Source organism: Mongoliibacter ruber (assembly GCF_003003005.1).
In the GTDB taxonomy this organism is placed as follows: Bacteria; Bacteroidota; Bacteroidia; order Cytophagales; family Cyclobacteriaceae; genus Mongoliibacter; species Mongoliibacter ruber.
Genome location: NZ_PVTR01000016.1, coordinates 16552 through 35010 on the forward strand (window position 1 = coordinate 16552; position 18459 = coordinate 35010).

Annotated in this window: 16 protein-coding genes; 10 read left to right on the forward strand and 6 right to left on the reverse strand. The window is 36.8% G+C overall.

Features of this window, described 5'->3' with window-relative positions; translation table 11 throughout:
• Positions 1-35: 35 nt before the first annotated feature.
• Both CLW00_RS19185 and CLW00_RS19190 read left to right on the forward strand, forming a co-directional pair.
• Positions 36-1106 (forward strand): Fic family protein, encoded by a 1071-nt coding sequence (locus CLW00_RS19185; RefSeq protein ID WP_106135330.1) that lies wholly within the window; start codon positions 36-38, stop codon positions 1104-1106.
• A gap of 260 nt (positions 1107-1366) precedes the next feature.
• Positions 1367-2080: a DsbA family oxidoreductase gene (locus CLW00_RS19190; RefSeq protein WP_106135331.1), complete on the forward strand. Its 714-nt coding sequence runs from the start codon at positions 1367-1369 to the stop codon at positions 2078-2080.
• A 230-nt stretch (positions 2081-2310) separates the two neighbouring features.
• Here CLW00_RS19190 and CLW00_RS19195 read toward each other — a convergent pair whose 3' ends face one another.
• On the reverse strand, positions 2311-3222 hold the full coding sequence (locus CLW00_RS19195) for an SMP-30/gluconolactonase/LRE family protein (RefSeq protein WP_106135332.1): 912 nt from the start codon (positions 3220-3222) through the stop codon (positions 2311-2313).
• Positions 3223-3236: 14 nt separating this feature from the next.
• Positions 3237-4193: an endonuclease/exonuclease/phosphatase family protein gene (locus CLW00_RS19200; protein WP_106135333.1), complete on the reverse strand. Its 957-nt coding sequence runs from the start codon at positions 4191-4193 to the stop codon at positions 3237-3239.
• An 81-nt stretch (positions 4194-4274) separates the two neighbouring features.
• Here CLW00_RS19200 and CLW00_RS19205 point away from each other — a divergent pair, with 81 nt between their 5' ends.
• On the forward strand, positions 4275-5831 hold the full coding sequence (locus CLW00_RS19205) for an AbgT family transporter (protein ID WP_106135334.1): 1557 nt from the start codon (positions 4275-4277) through the stop codon (positions 5829-5831).
• A gap of 332 nt (positions 5832-6163) precedes the next feature.
• On the opposite strand, the gene CLW00_RS19210 is transcribed toward CLW00_RS19205, so the two are convergent.
• Positions 6164-7057, reverse strand: a complete 894-nt coding sequence (locus CLW00_RS19210) for a hypothetical protein (RefSeq protein ID WP_106135335.1) — start codon at positions 7055-7057, stop codon at positions 6164-6166.
• A gap of 51 nt (positions 7058-7108) precedes the next feature.
• Between CLW00_RS19210 and CLW00_RS19215 the strand changes: the two genes are divergently transcribed.
• The 4 genes from CLW00_RS19215 (at position 7109) to CLW00_RS19230 (ending at position 9928) form a co-directional block, all read left to right on the forward strand.
• Entirely contained in the window at positions 7109-8194 is a 1086-nt protein-coding gene (locus CLW00_RS19215; RefSeq protein WP_106135336.1) for an oxygenase MpaB family protein, read from the forward strand.
• Positions 8195-8303: 109 nt separating this feature from the next.
• Positions 8304-8609 carry a DUF2752 domain-containing protein gene (locus tag CLW00_RS19220; RefSeq protein WP_106135375.1) on the forward strand — a complete coding sequence of 102 codons (306 nt, stop codon included), beginning with the start codon at positions 8304-8306 and terminating at the stop codon, positions 8607-8609.
• Positions 8602-8988 (forward strand): TM2 domain-containing protein, encoded by a 387-nt coding sequence (locus CLW00_RS19225; RefSeq protein WP_106135337.1) that lies wholly within the window; start codon positions 8602-8604, stop codon positions 8986-8988. The genes CLW00_RS19220 and CLW00_RS19225 overlap by 8 nt, the downstream gene beginning before the upstream one ends.
• Positions 8981-9928: a DUF4097 family beta strand repeat-containing protein gene (locus tag CLW00_RS19230; protein ID WP_106135338.1), complete on the forward strand. Its 948-nt coding sequence runs from the start codon at positions 8981-8983 to the stop codon at positions 9926-9928. The genes CLW00_RS19225 and CLW00_RS19230 overlap by 8 nt, the downstream gene beginning before the upstream one ends.
• Before the next feature lie 369 nt (positions 9929-10297).
• Here CLW00_RS19230 and CLW00_RS19235 read toward each other — a convergent pair whose 3' ends face one another.
• Positions 10298-10498: a hypothetical protein gene (locus CLW00_RS19235; protein ID WP_106135339.1), complete on the reverse strand. Its 201-nt coding sequence runs from the start codon at positions 10496-10498 to the stop codon at positions 10298-10300.
• 299 nt (positions 10499-10797) lie between these two features.
• On the opposite strand from CLW00_RS19235, the gene CLW00_RS19245 reads away from it, so the two are divergent.
• Complete coding sequence (locus CLW00_RS19245) at positions 10798-11577, forward strand: hypothetical protein (protein ID WP_146131461.1); 780 nt, start codon at positions 10798-10800, stop codon at positions 11575-11577.
• Positions 11578-11626: 49 nt separating this feature from the next.
• Here the strand turns inward: CLW00_RS19245 and CLW00_RS19250 are convergent, their stop codons facing one another.
• Positions 11627-11908, reverse strand: coding sequence for a hypothetical protein (locus tag CLW00_RS19250; protein WP_106135342.1), 282 nt, complete (start codon positions 11906-11908; stop codon positions 11627-11629).
• A gap of 908 nt (positions 11909-12816) precedes the next feature.
• On the opposite strand from CLW00_RS19250, the gene CLW00_RS21730 reads away from it, so the two are divergent.
• Both CLW00_RS21730 and CLW00_RS19260 read left to right on the forward strand, forming a co-directional pair.
• Entirely contained in the window at positions 12817-14433 is a 1617-nt protein-coding gene (locus CLW00_RS21730; RefSeq protein ID WP_245917401.1) for an McrB family protein, read from the forward strand.
• A 1-nt stretch (position 14434) separates the two neighbouring features.
• Complete coding sequence (locus tag CLW00_RS19260; protein WP_106135343.1) at positions 14435-15703, forward strand: McrC family protein; 1269 nt, start codon at positions 14435-14437, stop codon at positions 15701-15703.
• A gap of 77 nt (positions 15704-15780) precedes the next feature.
• On the opposite strand, the gene CLW00_RS19265 is transcribed toward CLW00_RS19260, so the two are convergent.
• On the reverse strand, positions 15781-18402 hold the full coding sequence (locus CLW00_RS19265) for a hypothetical protein (protein WP_106135344.1): 2622 nt from the start codon (positions 18400-18402) through the stop codon (positions 15781-15783).
• Positions 18403-18459 lie beyond the last annotated feature (57 nt).

Genomic DNA, 18459 nt, shown 5'->3' on the forward strand with positions numbered 1-18459 from the left:
TGATTAAATTTGTCAACAAATAAAAAGTCAACAAAATGAACACCTTAGCTCAAGTTCTTCAAAAAGCAAGAAATGCCCAAGAAATGGTAGTCAGAGAACTCGCCCAAAAATGTGGTATAGATGCAGCTATGATTTCAAGATTTGAAAAAGGACAAAGAATTCCAACCGAAGACAATTTGAAGGCATTGTCAGAAGTATTACACCTTTCATTTGATCATCTTCGTAAAGTTTGGCTTGCCGAAAAAGTTTACAGGATTCTCGAAAATGAGGATGAAGCAATCGAAGTGCTAAGCCTAGCCGAATCCAGGGTAGCATATCTGAGTAGCAAGCAGGCTTTGGTGATGCAGGGTTTGAGTGAAGAGATCAAAATCAAGCTACAAGAAATTGACCGCCTAAAGGCAGAGTGGCAATCTCAAAAGCCACTAAATACCCTACAGCTTCAAAAGATGAAGGAGTATTTTCATGTGGCATACACCTTTGAAAGCAATAGGATTGAGGGCAATACCCTTACCCTTCAGGAGACTCATTTGGTAGTAAATGAAGGGATCACAATTGGTGGTAAGTCCATGAGTGAGCACCTAGAGGCAGTCAACCACGCTGAGGCTATTTCTTATATGGAAGCTCTAGTGAAAGATGAGTTGGATTACAGCCCCAGGGTGTTGTCTGAGTTGAACTATCTTATCCTCAAAGGTTTAGATAGAGAAAATGCCGGCAAATACAGGTCAGTACCGGTGAGGATTTCTGGGAGTGCGCATGTGCCACCACAGCCCTACCTATTGGATAAATTGATGGAAGACTATTTTCACCATTATGACACCCAAAAAAGAATCCTTCATCCTGTTATTCTAGCGGCTGAAATGCACGAAAGATTGGTTAGTATCCACCCCTTTATTGATGGAAATGGTAGAAGTAGCCGTCTTGTGATGAACCTGATCCTTTTGAAGCATGGCTACACTATTGCCAATCTCAAAGGAGATTTAGATTCCAGGTTGGCTTATTACAAAGCTTTGGAAGCAGTGCAAGTGGACAACAATCCAGATGTATTTTATCACTTGGTAGCTGACACTGTCAAAGAATCACTACTTAGCCACTTGGAATTGACCTAATACTTGACTAGACAGTTTTTGCCTTGATGAGCAAAGACTGTCTTTTTTTATAAAATGAAAATAAGTAAAAATAATAGAGCCATAAATATGGCCATCCATTGGTAAATTGGGTTTCGTTTAGGGAACTCATACTTGCAAATCGGACATTCTTCCGCTTTTTTATTGATTTCCATCGCACAGGATGGACATTCTTTTAGCTTCATATTTTGAACCAAGTCGTGTGATTTTTCATTGATACATCTAAAGTAAACAATAAGATTATGAAAATAGAAATATGGTCTGATATCATGTGTCCTTTTTGTTATATAGGCAAAAGGAGGTTAGAGTCTGCTTTGGCTGATTTTGAATATGCAGACAAGATTGAGATTGAATGGAAGAGTTTTTTACTGAATCCGGATATGGTCACAGACCCCAGTAAAAGTACCCTTGAGTACCTTTCTGAAACAAAGGGTTGGTCAATCGAACAGACCAAAGAAATTACCAAACAGGTAGTCGACATGGCTGAGGAAGAAGGATTGGAATACAAAATGGATCAGACAGTTGTAGCCAATGCCAAGAATGCCCACAGACTTTTACAGTTAGCTAAAAGTTTGGGTAAAGGCGGAGAACTGAAAGAAAGGCTTTTAAAAGCGTATTTCACTGAAGGAGCAAATATTGATGACGAAAGGACTTTGGTAGGCTTTGCAGCAGAAGTAGGTATAGCAGAACAAAGGGCTTTGGCTTGTCTTAATTCCAATGAATTTGAAGATAAAGTGGATGAAGATATTTATGAGTCACGTCAATTGGGTGTAAGAGGTGTTCCATTCTTTGTCTTGGATCGGAAGTTTGGCATATCTGGGGCTCAACCCAAAGAAGCTTTTGTGGAGACCATTAAAAAGGCTTGGGAGGATTTTGTACAGCGCAATCCCATCTTACAATTTTCGGAATCATCTCAAGATGGTAATTCTTGTGATGTGGATGGAAACTGTGACTGAAAAATCTGATATATAAATTGCCACTAAGGCTCGAAGGCACTAAGGAAATGTGTAGAAAAAATTGATAAAAATCTTAGTGTATTTTTGTCTATAAGGCAATTTAAAATAGAAAAGGAGCAGCATATATTGCAGCTCCTTTTGGATTATTTACAGTGCTATTTATTGAGATACTACTTTTAAGGTTTGTGTTTTTTTACATAAAAATTAGTAGATGTTAAAGCTGACAAGAATTACCAAACACCCCTAACTTTCATCTGAAGGGTATACACAGAACCCATTGCAGTAATGAAAAGCGTTTTTCTATCTGTACCTCCAAATACTACATTGGCTGTCCAATTTTCCTCTATTGGAATATGTCCAATCTGATTGCCGCGTGAGTTGAATACAGTAACTCCTTTTCCAGTCAAATAAACATTCCCTCTATTGTCAATTGTCATACCATCGGAGCCCATTTCTGCAAAAAGCTTTCTATTGGTCAGGTAGCCATCTTCGGTAATTTCATACACATAAGTTTTGTTGTCTCCAATATCCGCTACATAAAGCTTTTTGCCATCAGGTGTTCCTACGACACCGTTTGGCTTGACAAGACTTTCATCCACACGGATAAACTGCATCTTATCAGGGCTGAGAAAATAGAGATGCTCTCCGTCTTGTTGCATTTCGGGATCACGTTCCCAATATTCCCTTTTGTACAAGGGATCAGTGATGTACATGCCTCCATAAGGCGATATCCAAAGGTCATTTGGGCCATTTAGCAGGTTTCCCCTATGATTTTCTATCAAGACTTTTACTTCTTTCTTGTCGTTGATTGACCAAAGTTGGTTGTTTTCATCCGCACAGGTGATCAAGTTGCTGTCCCGATCGAAGTACATGCCATTCGAACGTCCTGCATCTTCCATATAGACACTGAGTTCATTTCTGGTAGCAGACCAGCGGATTATCCTGTTATTGGGTTGATCCGTAAAATAAACATCTCCATTACGGTGGACTGCAGGTCCTTCCGTAAATGAATATTCATCACTCAACTTAACCAATTCAGCATTCTTGGCGGTAAGTTTACTGATGTTGTTTTTTTGTGCAAAACTTTGGCCTGCGGTCAGGAATGATGCAAAAGCCAGTAAGAATAAGGATTTTTTCAACATATAAGGTTACTAGGTTAAACTGTTAGGAACTCAGCCCAAAGTGGAAAGTGATCTGATATCCTAAAAGAAAGTTGGCTTAAGGTATAAGGACGTTTTACCAAAACCAAATTTCTGAAATCAAACACACCTCCTTGGGCGTAATTCAGACAAATATTATCATCAAACCAAGCTATTTGATCATAAAAGGAGTATGTTTTTTTGAAAACAGTCCTATCTATGTCTTGAAGGTCCTCAGGTACATGAAGACCTGTTGACACAAAGGCATCATAAGTAGGATCACCTTTTCTCACTATATTGAAATCTCCCAAAGTGATCAAACTATGGTTCCAAGAATTTAGCTCGGTAGACCAATTTTTGATCCAATTGGCGATTTCTTTTATTTCCGCCACACGATCCGCTGGTTTTGACCCAAATAAAACATGTAGTGTCAACAAAACAAAGGTATTTTTGGAGACTTGAAAACTTACTCCATAAGGGGTACGGGCAAATTGCCTTTGGAGGGCATCAGGATTTATAGCCCTGTTTTTTTCCAGAACATCGTCAGGAATGACAATTTCACAAGCCAAACCAGACAACTTTACTTTTCTATTGTCAAAAATAAAGCCCAGTCTCTCATTATTTCCTTGAGATCCAGCTGTGACATCAGTCATCAAAAAGCTCCAGTCAGGTCCTAACAATCTCATTGTTTCCCTTAATGCTTTGAAATTACCTCGGATTTCCTGCACAGCGATGATGTCAAACCTTCTGATGATTTCGACAATACAGAGCAGAGAGTGTCCATCACGTTTTGGCGATTGATTGTCGGCAGCTTCCCAATCCATAGTGAGGTTTCCGAAAACCCGGATATTCCAAGTGCAGATCAAGACATTTCTATCTAATTTCTTTGGAGGGATCTCTTGATCTAAAGCATCCTGGAGCAGTTTCAGCTCATCGAGGATTTCCTTTGGCGGTTCTTGTAAGTTAAAGCTCATATAAAAATAAGTTTAGCATGAAGGAATAGTATGATATTTGGAAAGCATGGTTATTTTTGAGGAAACTGAATATGACCCATAATGAGCAAATCCACCTCCTCGCAGAAGACGTTTTTAGACAGGTTTTTAGATTTCATAGAGAAAGCAGGCAATAAGCTTCCTGATCCGGCAATGTTGTTTTTAATGTTGATGTTGATCACTTGGGTCATGTCAGCCTTATTATCTCCAATAGATTTTGGAGCTATTGACCCTAGGACAGGTGCAGATCTGAGGGTGCAGAATCTACTTACTGGTACCCAATTTGCCAATTTTTTGGGAAATATGACAGGGGTATTTATTAATTTCCCTCCCTTGGGTGTAGTATTATTGGCCATGCTTGGTGTGGGAGTGGCAGAACATTCCGGATTTATCAATGCAGGGTTAAAGTTTTTACTTGGAATTACACCAAAAATGCTTTTGACCCCCATCTTGACTTTGGTCGCAATAGTCAGCCACACGGCCGCAGATGCCGGGTATGTATTGGTTATTCCTTTGGGTGGGGTGATTTTCTATGCTGCCGGAAGACATCCCTTGGCGGGGATAGCGGCAGCTTTTGCTGGTGTTTCCGGAGGGTTTAGCGCCAATTTTATACCGTCAAGTATAGATCCTTTGATCCAAAGCTTTACCCAGTCAGCAGCACAGATCATCGATGCTGACATTACCCTAAATCCACTGAATAATATCTATTTTACCGGACTTTCCAGTATTGTGGTAGTTGCGGCTGTTTGGTATCTAACAGATAGGGTGATAGAGCCAAGGTTGAATAAAAATGTGGCCATTGATGGCAATATAGAAGATATTCCAAAAATGGAAACGCTCAATATGCGTGAAAAAAGAGCCTTTTGGATTGCTTTCGCAACAATGGTTGTCTGCGTAATTTTATTGGTGCTTTGGGCTATCCCAAATGATTCGGCATTAAGAGATCCGGAAGGCGAAATCACTTCTTTTGGTGCCCCCTTGATGAAGTCCATTGTGCCATTGATTTTTATTTTGTTTTGGATACCTGGAGTTGTCTATGGTTTTCTGAGTGGTACTTACAAAAGTGCCCAAGATATGGTACAGTCCATGAGCAAAGCCATGGGCAGTATGGCTTACTATATCGTAATGGCCTTTTTCTGTGCCTTGTTTATCGATGCTTTTGGAAAGTCAAATATAGGAGCTCTTACGGCTTTGAAAGGTGCTGATGTCTTGCAGGCCATGCAATTGCCCGCGCAGGTTACTATTGTTGGAATTGTGATTTTGACGGCTTTTGTAAACCTATTGGTAGGTTCAGCTTCTGCAAAATGGGCGCTGATCAGCCCTATCTTTGTGCCTATGTTGATGCAATTGGGTATATCTCCTGATTTGACACAGGCAGCATATAGGGTGGGAGATTCTGTTTCCAACATCATTACACCACTACTTCCATATTTCCCATTGATTGTGGTTTTCTGTCAGCGCTATGTCAAGTCGACCGGCATAGGGACTTTGGTGTCTATCATGTTGCCTTATTCATTGGTTTTGTTGGTGGTTTGGTCACTGTTTTTGTTGTTGTATTGGACTTTGGGTATTCCGCTGGGATTGCAGGCGACTTATGAATATGTGATGGTGAAACCTTAGGAGAGGCGAGAAGCGAGAGAGAAAGGATGAAGGAGAGGAAGCGAGAGACGAGAATCGAGAGTTTAGAAAAATCAAGACAGGACCAAATGCCATAGGCATGACAGATATAATAGCCCGGTAATTTATTGCCGGGTTTAAATATTAAGTGTGAGTATTCAAAGTACCGTAGGTACGGACGATATTCAAAACAAATATAAAAGTGTCAAGTAATTTTAGGACGTGACAAATCTTCGGCTGACGTATCGTCATGAAAAACGATTAAATCATAAATGAGTTTGTTTCTGTTCGTGGGGATATGAACCGAGGCCGGCAGACTGGCAAGAGCGTCAAGTCTATTTCCTCTCCATCACGACCACAAGCTTTTTAAGTTTGGGAGAATAGGCCATTCGGCTTATGTTTTCGTATCCATCCTGCTTGATAGTGCCGACTGAAATCCATTCCTTTTTATTGGCTTTTCGGATAAATAATTCATCTCCCTTTGCCATCAATAATAAGTTTTTGTTTAGCCAAATAAAATCTTCTGATGCAGGAAGGGCATACCCAAATGTGTGAGATTCCTTTTTCTCCAAATCAAAACCTTTGATTGCAAAAACTTTTTCGCCATCTATTTCTTGACTGTCATTCTTATCGATGTAAGTGATTACAGAGGTTTTAGGACGTTTTTTGATGGAACGGCCTACTTGTTGACTGATAGTCAAAATATCCTCTTTGGCATATGGATAAACCAATGTATTGGGTTGTCCAAGGACAAACATTGCGGCTTTGTTGTCATACCAATCATAATACCCTATTGGCTCAATGTCATCATAGAGCAATTCCGGTTCGCCGAAATTGGTAGGGTAAAGCCAAAGCCTTTGTTTACCGTCCTCCTCTACTGTGACAGCTGAAACGTACAACCCACAATCGGTGATGGCTGGAGAAAACTCATTCAGGTCCGGCGTTTTGGTCAAATTGACGAACTTATTGGAAGTAAATGTGTAAATAATGATGTCATGGTTGCCTTTGTCGTCAGCCGCAGAAAAAGCCAATTGCTCCTCATTGATAAAATTTGGCTGATTGTCATAAAGGTTTCTGTCCGTGATTTTTTTTTCAGTTCCGCTTTCTAGTTTAAGTTTGCTTCCTGTCGCCTTGGCATCTATTACTATTAAATCAGTTGCTGTTTGGGCTTGAGTTGCTGAAAATGTATTGAATAGAATGAAAATGCAGAGGGTGAGTGTTTTGTACATATAACTGTATATATTTCTAAAACCTATTTGCTTGAATAAGGTTAGCTAGCTGTGGATAAATTGAAATTATACCAATCTGAAAACCTGGACGCCCTTCGTAATGAGGGTGACCCCTTGGCTGATGCGGCAGTCTTGGATCTATATAGCAACCCTGCCTTCGCAGAGCGGATCAATACTTTTACCAAGATGCCTACAAGAGATGAATTGGTAGAATTTCCTGCTTCAGTGCAAAAATACTTCCAAAGCTTTACGGTACAAGTCGATTTTTTGGAATTGGGAAAAATAAAGCTTGCGCAGGAATATTTCGACCAAAATGGGCAGTATTACTTATCCATGTTGGGTTTTTATTCACTACCTTATTGTTATGCTTTTGCAGATGGGGCTCAAGTGCTAGTGAGATCCAAGCGGATTACAGATGAAATCGGAAAGAGACTATCTGAAACAGCGCTTTTCTTGTTGGATTGTTTTCGTCCAGGAAGTTTTATTTCTGACGAAAGGGCCTTGTTGAGCATTGCAAAAGTGCGCTTGATCCATGCTTTTAGCCGCTTTTTTATCCAAAAATATACCCAAGACTGGACAAAAGAGTGGGGGATACCCATCAATCAGGAGGATATGCTTGGTACCAATCTGGCATTTTCACTTTTGGTAATGCGTGGAATGGAGAAGCTTCGCAAATTTCCAGGAAAGGAAGTTTTAGAGGCAGTTTTACACTATTGGAAAGTGATTGGTTACCATATGGGGATAGATGTTGAATTTTGGCCGGAAAATGCCAAGGAAGCATTTGAACTTGAAAAACTGATCAGAAGAAGGCACCTTAAAGAATCAGATGCAGGTAAATTGCTGACCCGTTCCTTACTCCGTTTTTATCAATCAGAAATACCGGATACCAATTTGGCTGATTTGGCAGAAACCATGGTAGCATTTTTTGTAGGGAAGGAAGCAGCTGAAGCTTTGGATCTAAAGGAAAAAGTGACCTTGCCAAAAGATGCCTTTAGGTTCCTATTGAAGTTCAATTTTTGGAAAGAAGGCAATGCAAAAGTGAACTATGGGAAAATTCGCCGTGAGTTTTTGAGTCAGCAAAGGGTCAAATTTGGCCATGAGATAGCACTGTCCGTACCTACCTTGAAACGTTCATAATCGTACACTTTTTGTCCGTTATTAATATTTTTTGATGTGAATAATGGTTAAAATAGGTCAAAAAGAGCCTTTTTGGCATATGGCACCCTTTTCGTACTTTGATGGGCAAATGAAAAGAATCACAGACATATTGAAGACAATTCCTTTGGAGTTGGTCTTTTGGATCGGAGCCTTGATTGGTATCTTTTTCATAGACCCTTATGGACCGCAGCATTTTACCCTTTGCCCTTTGGATAACCTAGGATTTCATTGGTGCCCTGGGTGTGGGTTGGGGAGATCCATGAGCCTACTCACCAAAGGAGACCTTCAAGCTTCTTGGTCCATGCACCCTTTGGCCATGTTTGCTTTTGCTGTGATCATTTATCGCATAATTGAATTAATCAGAAACATTAAAACAACTAATCACTATGGCTAATGTATTAAGACACCTTCCTGAATTGGAAGGAATGGAATTGGGATATATCCAAGGTATCCTAAAGAATATGGATGACGAGCAAGCAAGCCTTTTTGCCCAGGTTTACAGAGCAAGAAGAAAAGACAATCAGATGATTTTGATTCTTTGTCTTTTGGGATTCTTCGGATTCGCAGGATTGCATCGCTTTATCCTTGGACAGATAGGGCTGGGAATTCTTTACCTATTGACCGTCGGTTTATGCTTTATTGGTACTATTGTCGATTTGGTCAACTACAAAAGTCTGGCCTATGAATACAATATCAAAGTAGCTCATGAGACCTTGTCTATGATGTCTAATGGAGGTCCTTTGTCAACACCAAATACCCAAGGAAATGACTAAAAATTTATGGATACAGGCAGTGGTATTGACTTGTAGTCTCTTGGCTACTGCCTGCTATTTTCCAGAAAATACAGAAACCAAGGAATACGAAGAGACCTTTTCCGGTGTCAAGGAAATAGAAGTTGAGGGTAGATTTTTGGAAGTCTCCTATGAGGGTAGGGCCGGGGAACAAAATGTGTTTCTAAGTGCCTTGTTGGAAGTACCTGAAGACAAGGGTTTTGAAGTGAAGTACCGTCAATCAGGTTCGAAATTGAAAATAGAACTTGTGGGTGATACAGAGATTGTGGGTTGGAACTTTGGTTCCAAAATGGACGGATTTATTACGCTGATAGGCCCTGAAGAAATGAAGTTGGACTTGAAATGTAGTTCGGGATCAGTGGATGTGATGAATGTGAGCCACGAACAAGTCAACCTCAAGGCCAGTTCAGGAAGTATCAAAGTGATGGGCATAGAGGTAGACCGTGGAAACATTGCCGCATCCTCAGGTAGTATCAGGGGAGAAGGGCTTGCAGGTAATTTTGATTGTCAGGTAAGTTCTGGGAGTATCAGACTGAAAGATATGCTTGGGGATTTGACGGCCAAGGCAAGCTCGGGAAGTATCAAACTTGAAGATATCCAAGGAAAAGTGGATGCCAAAGTTAGTTCTGGCAGCATCCGAATGAACAATGTGTCAGAGATGGGCGATATAAGCGCAAGCAGTGGGAGTATCCGGGCAGAGCAATCAGGTTTCGGCCCAGGCAGTTCATTTCAAGCCAATTCCGGAAATATCAAGATACAGACATCAAGTCAATTGGATGACTATAATTTTGAAATGAAATCAGGAAGTGGCAGCATTAAAGTTGGGAACCAATCAGGTTCCAAAAGTTTAAAAATCAATAACAATTCTGATCATACTGTAAAAGGAAAAGTAAGCAGTGGGTCTATCAGGATTACAGACTAAATTTTACTAAACCAACTATATAAAGAAGCCCCGATTTTGGGGCTTTTTTTATGCCTATGAATTTAACTACAGATAACGCGGGTGATCACAGATAAATGGGATTAGTATTAGCAGATGAAAACAAAAAACCAACCTCTAGAAGGAAGTTGGTTTTCCTATATTTTTTTCATGATTATCCGCAATCACGCCACTAGTCAATTAAACGAGGGTTTTTTGGCGAAGGGATACTAATAGATATTTGATACTTGTTGATATTGGTTCTAAATCACAGGTTAATTCTATTATTTAGATTCTACTGGTATGAAAACGGATATACATAATTTTTTTTAACAGGCGCTAATCAGGCAAATTTTTGCCATAAATGGGAATTTAAGATTCCTTTTTTTCTTGCTTATCATCCTTTTTCTTTTTTTCCTTGATGTCTTCATAGTCCTCTTTTTCCGGAGGTCTAGCACCTTCAGAATTTCCTGGAGTGCTTCTATTTGTTCCCTTATCCACATCTTCATCCTTCTTTTTCCCAAAAGCGACGATTTGTAGGGTTCCCTTTGCGATATTCTTTGTACTGACCATAATGAAACAATTTAAATTTGAATTGATTTTCGGTTATAGTAGGTCAAGAATCATTCCTCATGGCTTGATGTACTAATTTGGGAAAATATGGGGGAGGTGATGTGCGGGCTTTGGTGCTGTTTTGGGTTTGGGATTTGTATTCCCAAAAGAATATAAAAAGGAATTCAAACCGTTTTCTTAAGGCTTCGGAATTAGCAATTTCGAAGAAGTTAAGTTTATTCTTACAAGGAAAACTTAATTTTTCTTTTTCGTAAGAGTATATAAGATCTTTTGAGTATTCAATTAAAAGCCAATCCTCTATGAAGAAAATCCCGCTTTTTTTTTCGCTTTTAATGATGGGATGTACCACCTCTTATGTAGCCCAATTTCAGCATAATGAAGAATATCCAACTGAACAACATGAATTCCAAGATGCCGCTCCCAATCGATTGGAAGTATCCCATGCCTTCAATAATTCAAATGGCAGTGTCAGCATCATTATGGAAAACAAAACCGATCAGCCAATTCTTATAGATATGACCAAATCCGCTTATACTGTCAACAGGGAAGCATTTCCATTTGTTGATGGCAGAGCTTTTATTTTTGGAAGTATCAGGATGTTTGCACAAGGTACTGGAATTAATGCTGTTTTTGAGGGAGTAATAGAGCAAACCCCGACGAACTTATTTCTTCCTCCCCAATCATTTATTGTGGGTTCCTATTTAAACATAAGACGGCAAATAATTGAAACTGCTGAAGATAAGTTGAGTAGTTCATGGGCAGTGTATCCAGTCTTTGATCAAAACATTGAGTCAAAGAATGCATTTTTTCAAGCAGCCAATTCGCCTTTACAAATCATTAGCCGTATCAGTTATTCCGAACTTGATCAAAGCAACCAAGCCACTGACACGGTAGTCCTTAGTCAACAATTATATTTATCTTCCTTTTCCCAGATCAGGGAAATCAATAGAAGAGAGTTGGAACAAAAAGTCTCCAACCGGGAGGATATGGCAAGTTACCGAAGATCAAAAGGCATGATTTGGTACTTGATTGTTCCGGCTGCTATGATACTAGGATTGGCAGCTGTGGTGGCGGAGTGATTGGTCAGGTTTCCAGTCTTCTAGGGGTGGAGGTGGAAAAGTTTAATTTCTAAATATCGACCTCTTCCATTCCAATTCCATTGAGATTCATCAAGCTATTGATCGTTTCATCCATATGCTTACACATGCTGATCATCTTTTGAATATTGGTGTCTTCAATGCCTTCGAAATGGGCATATTGGAATTCGATAATTTCCCCAATTTCAATTGTTTCATTTAAATCTTTGTAGTCATTGGACATGGCCAAAGTCACAATACAACCAAAAACTTTAATCCTAGCTGACCATAACTCATTGATCGTTTCAATAATCTGTTCTCTATATGTGTTCATAACTATGATTGATTATAATAAAATCCCAGTTCCAAAGCCCTCAAAGGGGTAATTTTATAGCCCACTTTTTTGCGTATTATCGCATGAAATTGGTTAAAATTGGATGAAGTTCAAAATACTTAATGTGGGGTTAAATGTCAGCTGATCTATGCTGTTTGAAATTGAATTCTTTTTTTTTAGGTTTCGAAATTGCAAATTTCGAAGAGATGGATAGATACACTTTCTTTTAATTTAAAGCGCGTATTCTTCGCCTTTCACCATATTGTACCTTGCAAATCCCCTAATCCCTTAATATATTCCAAACCCAATCTTTTATCCGGCTTTTTAATTACTTGTAAATTCTTTGAGAGCTAAGCTGAAAAAAATGTACAATTATGGATTACTTCGACTTAACCAATATTAATGACTTTAAATTTAATATTAATCAACCATATAGCTCAGAAAATAAAGGAACTATTTGGTTTAATGATACAAAAAGAAAAATCAACTATTTGATTGATCAATTTTCAGATAAGCTGAATATGGATCTCATAAAAAACTACAATGAAGTTCCCAATAAAAGAAATGGACCAAAAAAAGGACTTACACTGAAACCATACGTTCTTGTTGGCTTTATTCCTGAAAAGCATAAAAACGTTGGAAAAGATATTTTTTTAAAAATTTCAATGTCAAATTTCGATAATGGTTTTCCAAATCTGAATATTGAGTGTGATTTAAATTTTTCAGACCCAAATAATAAATACAAAGCTTATCGTCAAAAAATCCTAGATGATACCCACTGGCGTATAAAAATAGATCAGAACTTCCCAAGAACTTGGGAAAATCTTATTGAAAAAATGGAACCAATTATAGAAAATAGATTAAGCTACTTAAATGACTTTTTGACTAAAAACAAACCCCAACCTAAAATGAGCAAAGAACAGACCCCTCAAAATTTTTCACTCAACCAAATACTCTATGGTCCTCCGGGAACAGGTAAGACCTACCACACCATCAATAAAGCCATCCAAATTGTTAATCCTGATTTTGATCTGAAAAAAGACAGAGCTAAAATCAAAGAAGAATACGAACGCTTGGTAAAAAATGGACAGGTAGTCTTTACGACTTTTCACCAAAGTATCAGTTATGAGGATTTTATTGAAGGGATAAAGCCTACTACAATAAAAGAAAAAGAGGAAGACGAGGTATCCGAAAAGACTATTGATGAGCAGAAACCTATACAATATGAAATCCAAGATGGTATTTTCAAAAGACTTTGTCAAAAGGCTAAAGGAGGAGCACTGATTGATTTGGACTTCGAGATACTCTGGAAAAAGTTTTATGATCATTTAATGTCCAAATCGGATGAGGTGGTATTCAAGTCTGTGTCAAGTGAAATAAAGTTTGAAAAGGAAGATAGTACAGAGGAAGTATTGAATGTTAGGTTTAAACGAACCACTGATGACCCTGACAAGGAGGGTAGAAGGTTATTTCATGCCCGAAAAAATGGAATCAAAAAAATATTTGACGAACGACTGGATGTTTCTGATCCAAATATCAATACCCGACAAGAAATTGAAAAAATTCTTTCTTCGGGTAGATCGACAATATACAATGCGGTTTATAAGTCCTTTTTTGATTTCAGCAAATTAGCGGAGAAATTCAAATCAAAGAAAACGACGGGCAACTTCGTTTTGATCATTGACGAAATAAACAGAGGTAATGTATCTCAGATTTTCGGAGAACTGATAACCTTAATTGAAGAAGATAAGCGAATAGGTAAAGAAGAAGCATTGGAAGTGATCCTTCCTTACAGTAAAAAGCCATTTGGGGTGCCTGCAAACCTTTATATCATAGGCACCATGAACACGGCTGATAGGAGTGTAGAAGCACTGGATGCTGCGTTAAGAAGGAGATTTACTTTTGAAGAGATGGCACCAAAGCCTGAGTTATTAACTCCATTTGAAGTCCTTAGTAGGTTCTGGCTTATGAATGATGGTCTATATGGTCCTTCAAAAGCCTCTTACGATTCTTCTGAAAAGGATTTACGTCAACTGTTAGGTTTAGAAATAATAGCTGATAAAAAGTATCGTGATTATGGGGAACGTAAATTATCAGATGATTCAACTTTCCTACCAAAAAAAATGGAAAAGGTTCTTAGCAAAACTGTTTCATTTTCAGGGATTGACCTTTCGCAGCTTCTCAGTATAATCAATCAAAGAATTGAGAAACTTCTAGACAAAGATCATCAAATTGGACACAGCTATTTAATCAACGTTTACAGTCTAGATCAATTGAAGTCAGCGTTTCAAAATAAGATTATCCCCCTTCTTCAAGAATATTTCTTTGGGGATTATGGAAAGATAGGATTGATTTTAGGTGAGGAGTTTTTTGAGAAAATTGAAGAAAATGATGCTGTAAAATTCAAGAAATTCAATGACTATGAAGCCAATGACTTCTCTGATAGAAAAATCTACCGATTGAAGAATCTTTCTGATATGGAAGATGATGCTTTTAAAGCTGCCATTATTGAAATAGTGAACTGATTTGAACAGTCTGAGAAATCATATCACCGTTTTTGAACACCAGTCAATAAAGCTTGATCAAGAATTTCCCAATAATGGAAAATTCGATACAGATGTGCTTAAGTCTTGTCAGCGGTTTTATGGGGAAAAGGGTATTCCTTACTTTGACCTGATTCATAATGGAATTCGATTCAAGGAATTTGTAGGAGTTATTCAAGTAGGAAACACTTTGATTGAAGTTCTGCCGAAAGCTGACAAGAAAAAGCCCTCTTTGGGAGACGAATTCAAATGGCAGAGAATCCTTTTAGGCATGCTCAAAGCTGTTCATGGCTTTGATGTTCAAACACCAAGTTCAAGTAGCCTCAATCTAAAATCCAATACCATTCTTGACCTGTATTTTGAGCTTTTTATCATTGAAGTTGAATATTTGCTTCATTCAGGTTTGATAAAGAAATACAGAAAAGTAAATGGAAATGTAAACGCTTTAAAAGGCAGTTTGCAGTTTGGGAAGCATATCCAATATAACCTGGTCCATCAGGAACGTTTCTTTGTCAAGCATACCGTTTATGATGTGTCGCATACTCTGCATTACATACTGTATAAAACACTCCATCTGCTCAAGCTGCTCAATACCAATTCAAGGCTGCATAGTAGAATAGGAGCGTTGTTACTCCATTTTCCAGAAATGCCAGATATAAAGATTTCAGAAGCTACTTTTGAAAAAATTATTCTGGACAGGAAAACACAGCGCTACCAAAAGGCAATGCAGATTTCCAGACTTCTACTTTTACATTACCATCCTGACCTCAGTAAAGGAAGAAATCATGTTCTCGCATTGATGTTTGATATGAATGAACTTTGGGAACAGTTCGTTGCAGTTAGTCTGAGAAAGCAAAAAGGCTTTAAAGTACATACCCAAAGAAGAAAATATTTCTGGAGTCCATCAAAAGGCCCGAGAAGAACTATCAGACCGGATATCTTAATTGAAGCTAATGACGGCAATTACGTTTTAGACACCAAATGGAAGCTACTTACAGACAATCGACCTTCCGTAGAAGATATCCGACAGATGTATGCATATCATCATTATTTTGAAGCTGAGAAAGTAGCCTTGGTTTATCCGGGAGAACTGGAAGATATCTCAGGGAAATATGTAGAAATTAATCAATCTAAGGATTCTTCAATAGAATGTTCTTTGATTTTTTTGCCTGTTGGTGAGGATGTGAAGAAGTGGCAGGAGGGGATTATTGATAGGATAGGGGAGTGGGTAGGAACTCCCCAATTATCCTAAAATTTAGGACGATTTTAAGTGCATCTTTTCAAAAATAATTCCAAATTTAAATTCTTGCATCAGACTTTAGAATATTATTACCTGGTTAAATAGAAGCTATATCCTAATTGGTATTGTGTAAAATTATTTGACCAATTTTTCCATTGATGAAAAGATCTAAATCTGAAAAACAATCTCCCTGTAGTACTTGGTGTAATATTAAAATAAGCCAAAAGGGTTAATCTATGTAGTTTATTTTGTTGTTGATGATTGAAAGTTTCATTTGTCTCAAAAATCCCGAATGTATCTGAGGTTTGTATAAAACCTCTTGAATCAGAAATCAACCAATTTGGAGAATAACTAAAATCCAAGCCATACCTTTCATCCCCGTTGATTTTGTAACCAAACTCTGGCATAAATTGAAAGGTATTCGTAAATCCTTTCATTCCAAATTCATTTTTAGAAACACTATCGTTTAAAGTTAGAAGTGTTCTACCAAACCTGAAACCAGCATTTAAATAAAAACTTGATTTCGCATAAGGTAAATCTAAAAACCAAATATTGAAATCTGCTCCGACACTTAGCATTTCAAATTGCCTGATATCTAAGGTTGATGCTAAAAGTGCTCTATTTTGAAATAAAATAGTATCTATCAAGATTTCATTGTTACTATTTATTAAGGTGTCCCTTTTATTTATTTGGAAAATTGTACCAGGTTCTGCTACTGTTAAATCTAAACTCCTTAGGTTTTGCTCAATTTTTGACCAAGTAAATTCAGGTTTAATATAGTTGAAAAAACCATAATTATTGTTTTTGTTTATCATCCACCTGAAAGGCCAATAAGTATCAGACTTTGTTCGTCTTTTGGTAAGAAGCGGAATAACTTTATCTACCTCTAATTGAATTAAGCCATTCGGCTTAGATGCATTAATCCCTGATAAATCAGAGAAAATCTTCGCTTCAAGAATCTGGGTATTATTATCTTTATGAAAATCCCTTTCTTTAGTAGTCTCTGGGTTAATATCTTTTACAGCTTTATTTTTTGGGCTATAATCTTTTCTATTTAGTTCCAGTATTTCCTCAATATTTATCACCACATCTTTGAAGTCCAAAACATATTCTACTTTTTTATCTTGAATAGCAAATAACTCAACCTTTTTTAAATTTTCAAGATCAGTTTTGGAAGAAAAACCAAGAGGATAATTATTAGTGAATTTGACATGTTTCTGACTTGGCCTAATTAAACTATCATCAATAGTAAAATCAAATTTTGGCTCAGTCATTATGACCATATTTTCTAAAAATCCATTATTAAACTCAAATTGAATATTGTTAATTTTGACATTAATTAGTCCAGCTTTAAAAAGTTCTTGTGCATAAATATTTTCAATTTTTCGAATAAATAATTTATTAGTTTTCAAACTATCTTCGTATTTCTTCACATAGTCCTCTTTTTCTCTTATTGATTTTGAAACATCAAATATTTTAGAATTAATTTGTGAAAATTCATTTTCAAATCGAATTTTAATATTATTAGCATCTATCAGATTTGCAGATAGATTTGTTATAGATTGCCTTTTATTATTAATTGTCTCATTTATTATTTGAATTTCATTTTCGTATATGTTCTCGGCATTGCCATTGATGGCATTAAGTTTATTAATTTCATCTTCTAAGGTTTTATTTTCGGCAACTAAGCTTGACTGTATACTTATGATATTTAGATTAACTCTATTTAATTCTTCTGTTAAAGTTGTTACTCTATCAGTGAAACCTGTTTCCTGAATTTTATAAGTCGTAATTTCCTTGTTTGTCTCAGCAATTATATTTTCAAAATTTGAATCAGAGTTGTTTCTTATTTTTATTGCATCAGAAAACTTATCAAGTAAAAATCTTTTAGACTCTCTAAGGTAATTCTGAAATTCAGAGAGAGTATTTTTATTGAAATTAGGTTCAGTAATTGCCTTTTTTTGAAGAATATTTAATTCTTTAAATAAATCCTCCCCAAGTTTATTATAAAAAATTTGGTATTTATCCTTATCGCCTCTATTTAACTTAAGAATATCATTGATTTCTGAAATGGTTAAATAATTTAACAAATTTTGTTTTTCATACTTTTCAATAGTATCGAAATTAAAAATATTTATAAAATTTTTGATTTCTTTTTTAAAAATAAAATACCTTTTATTATTCAATTTTTCGCTCGAAGCAGAATCTAAAAGTCCATTGTTTTCTAAAAAATTGATTAAATCCCTTCTTCTAACAAACTCACTTGAACCATTAACCGATTTTCTTATTTCAGCTGTTTGTCCAAACTTCATTGTCATTGCAATTGGACCCTTTGCTGCTTCATTTACAGCCGGACGCATAACTTGAAAAGCATAAAAATATTTCTGGCTTTCTTCACTAACTAATTTTTTAAAATGACTTTTATCATTAAATATGTCAATATCATTTAATGCTGCAAGTAGGTTTTGCTGGAAAACTATTTGATCATTGAAAATTAACTTAAAACTCTTTAAAGTTGATCCAGTATTTCTGTTATCTATTATTTCGTATAGATGCTGTTCATCCAAAATTGAATATTGAAGAGTATAATTAGCGTCTCCTGCTAAATTTATCCGTCCTATCAATTTTTTGTTTTCTGAATCTTGGCTTTGAGAAATTGATTGTGTGATTGCAAAAATCATTATCGAAATAAGCAAAGTAATTCTTTTCATAATTAATAAAAATTAATCTAGTTCATAGGATACGATTAAATTTGCGGAAAATTCTTT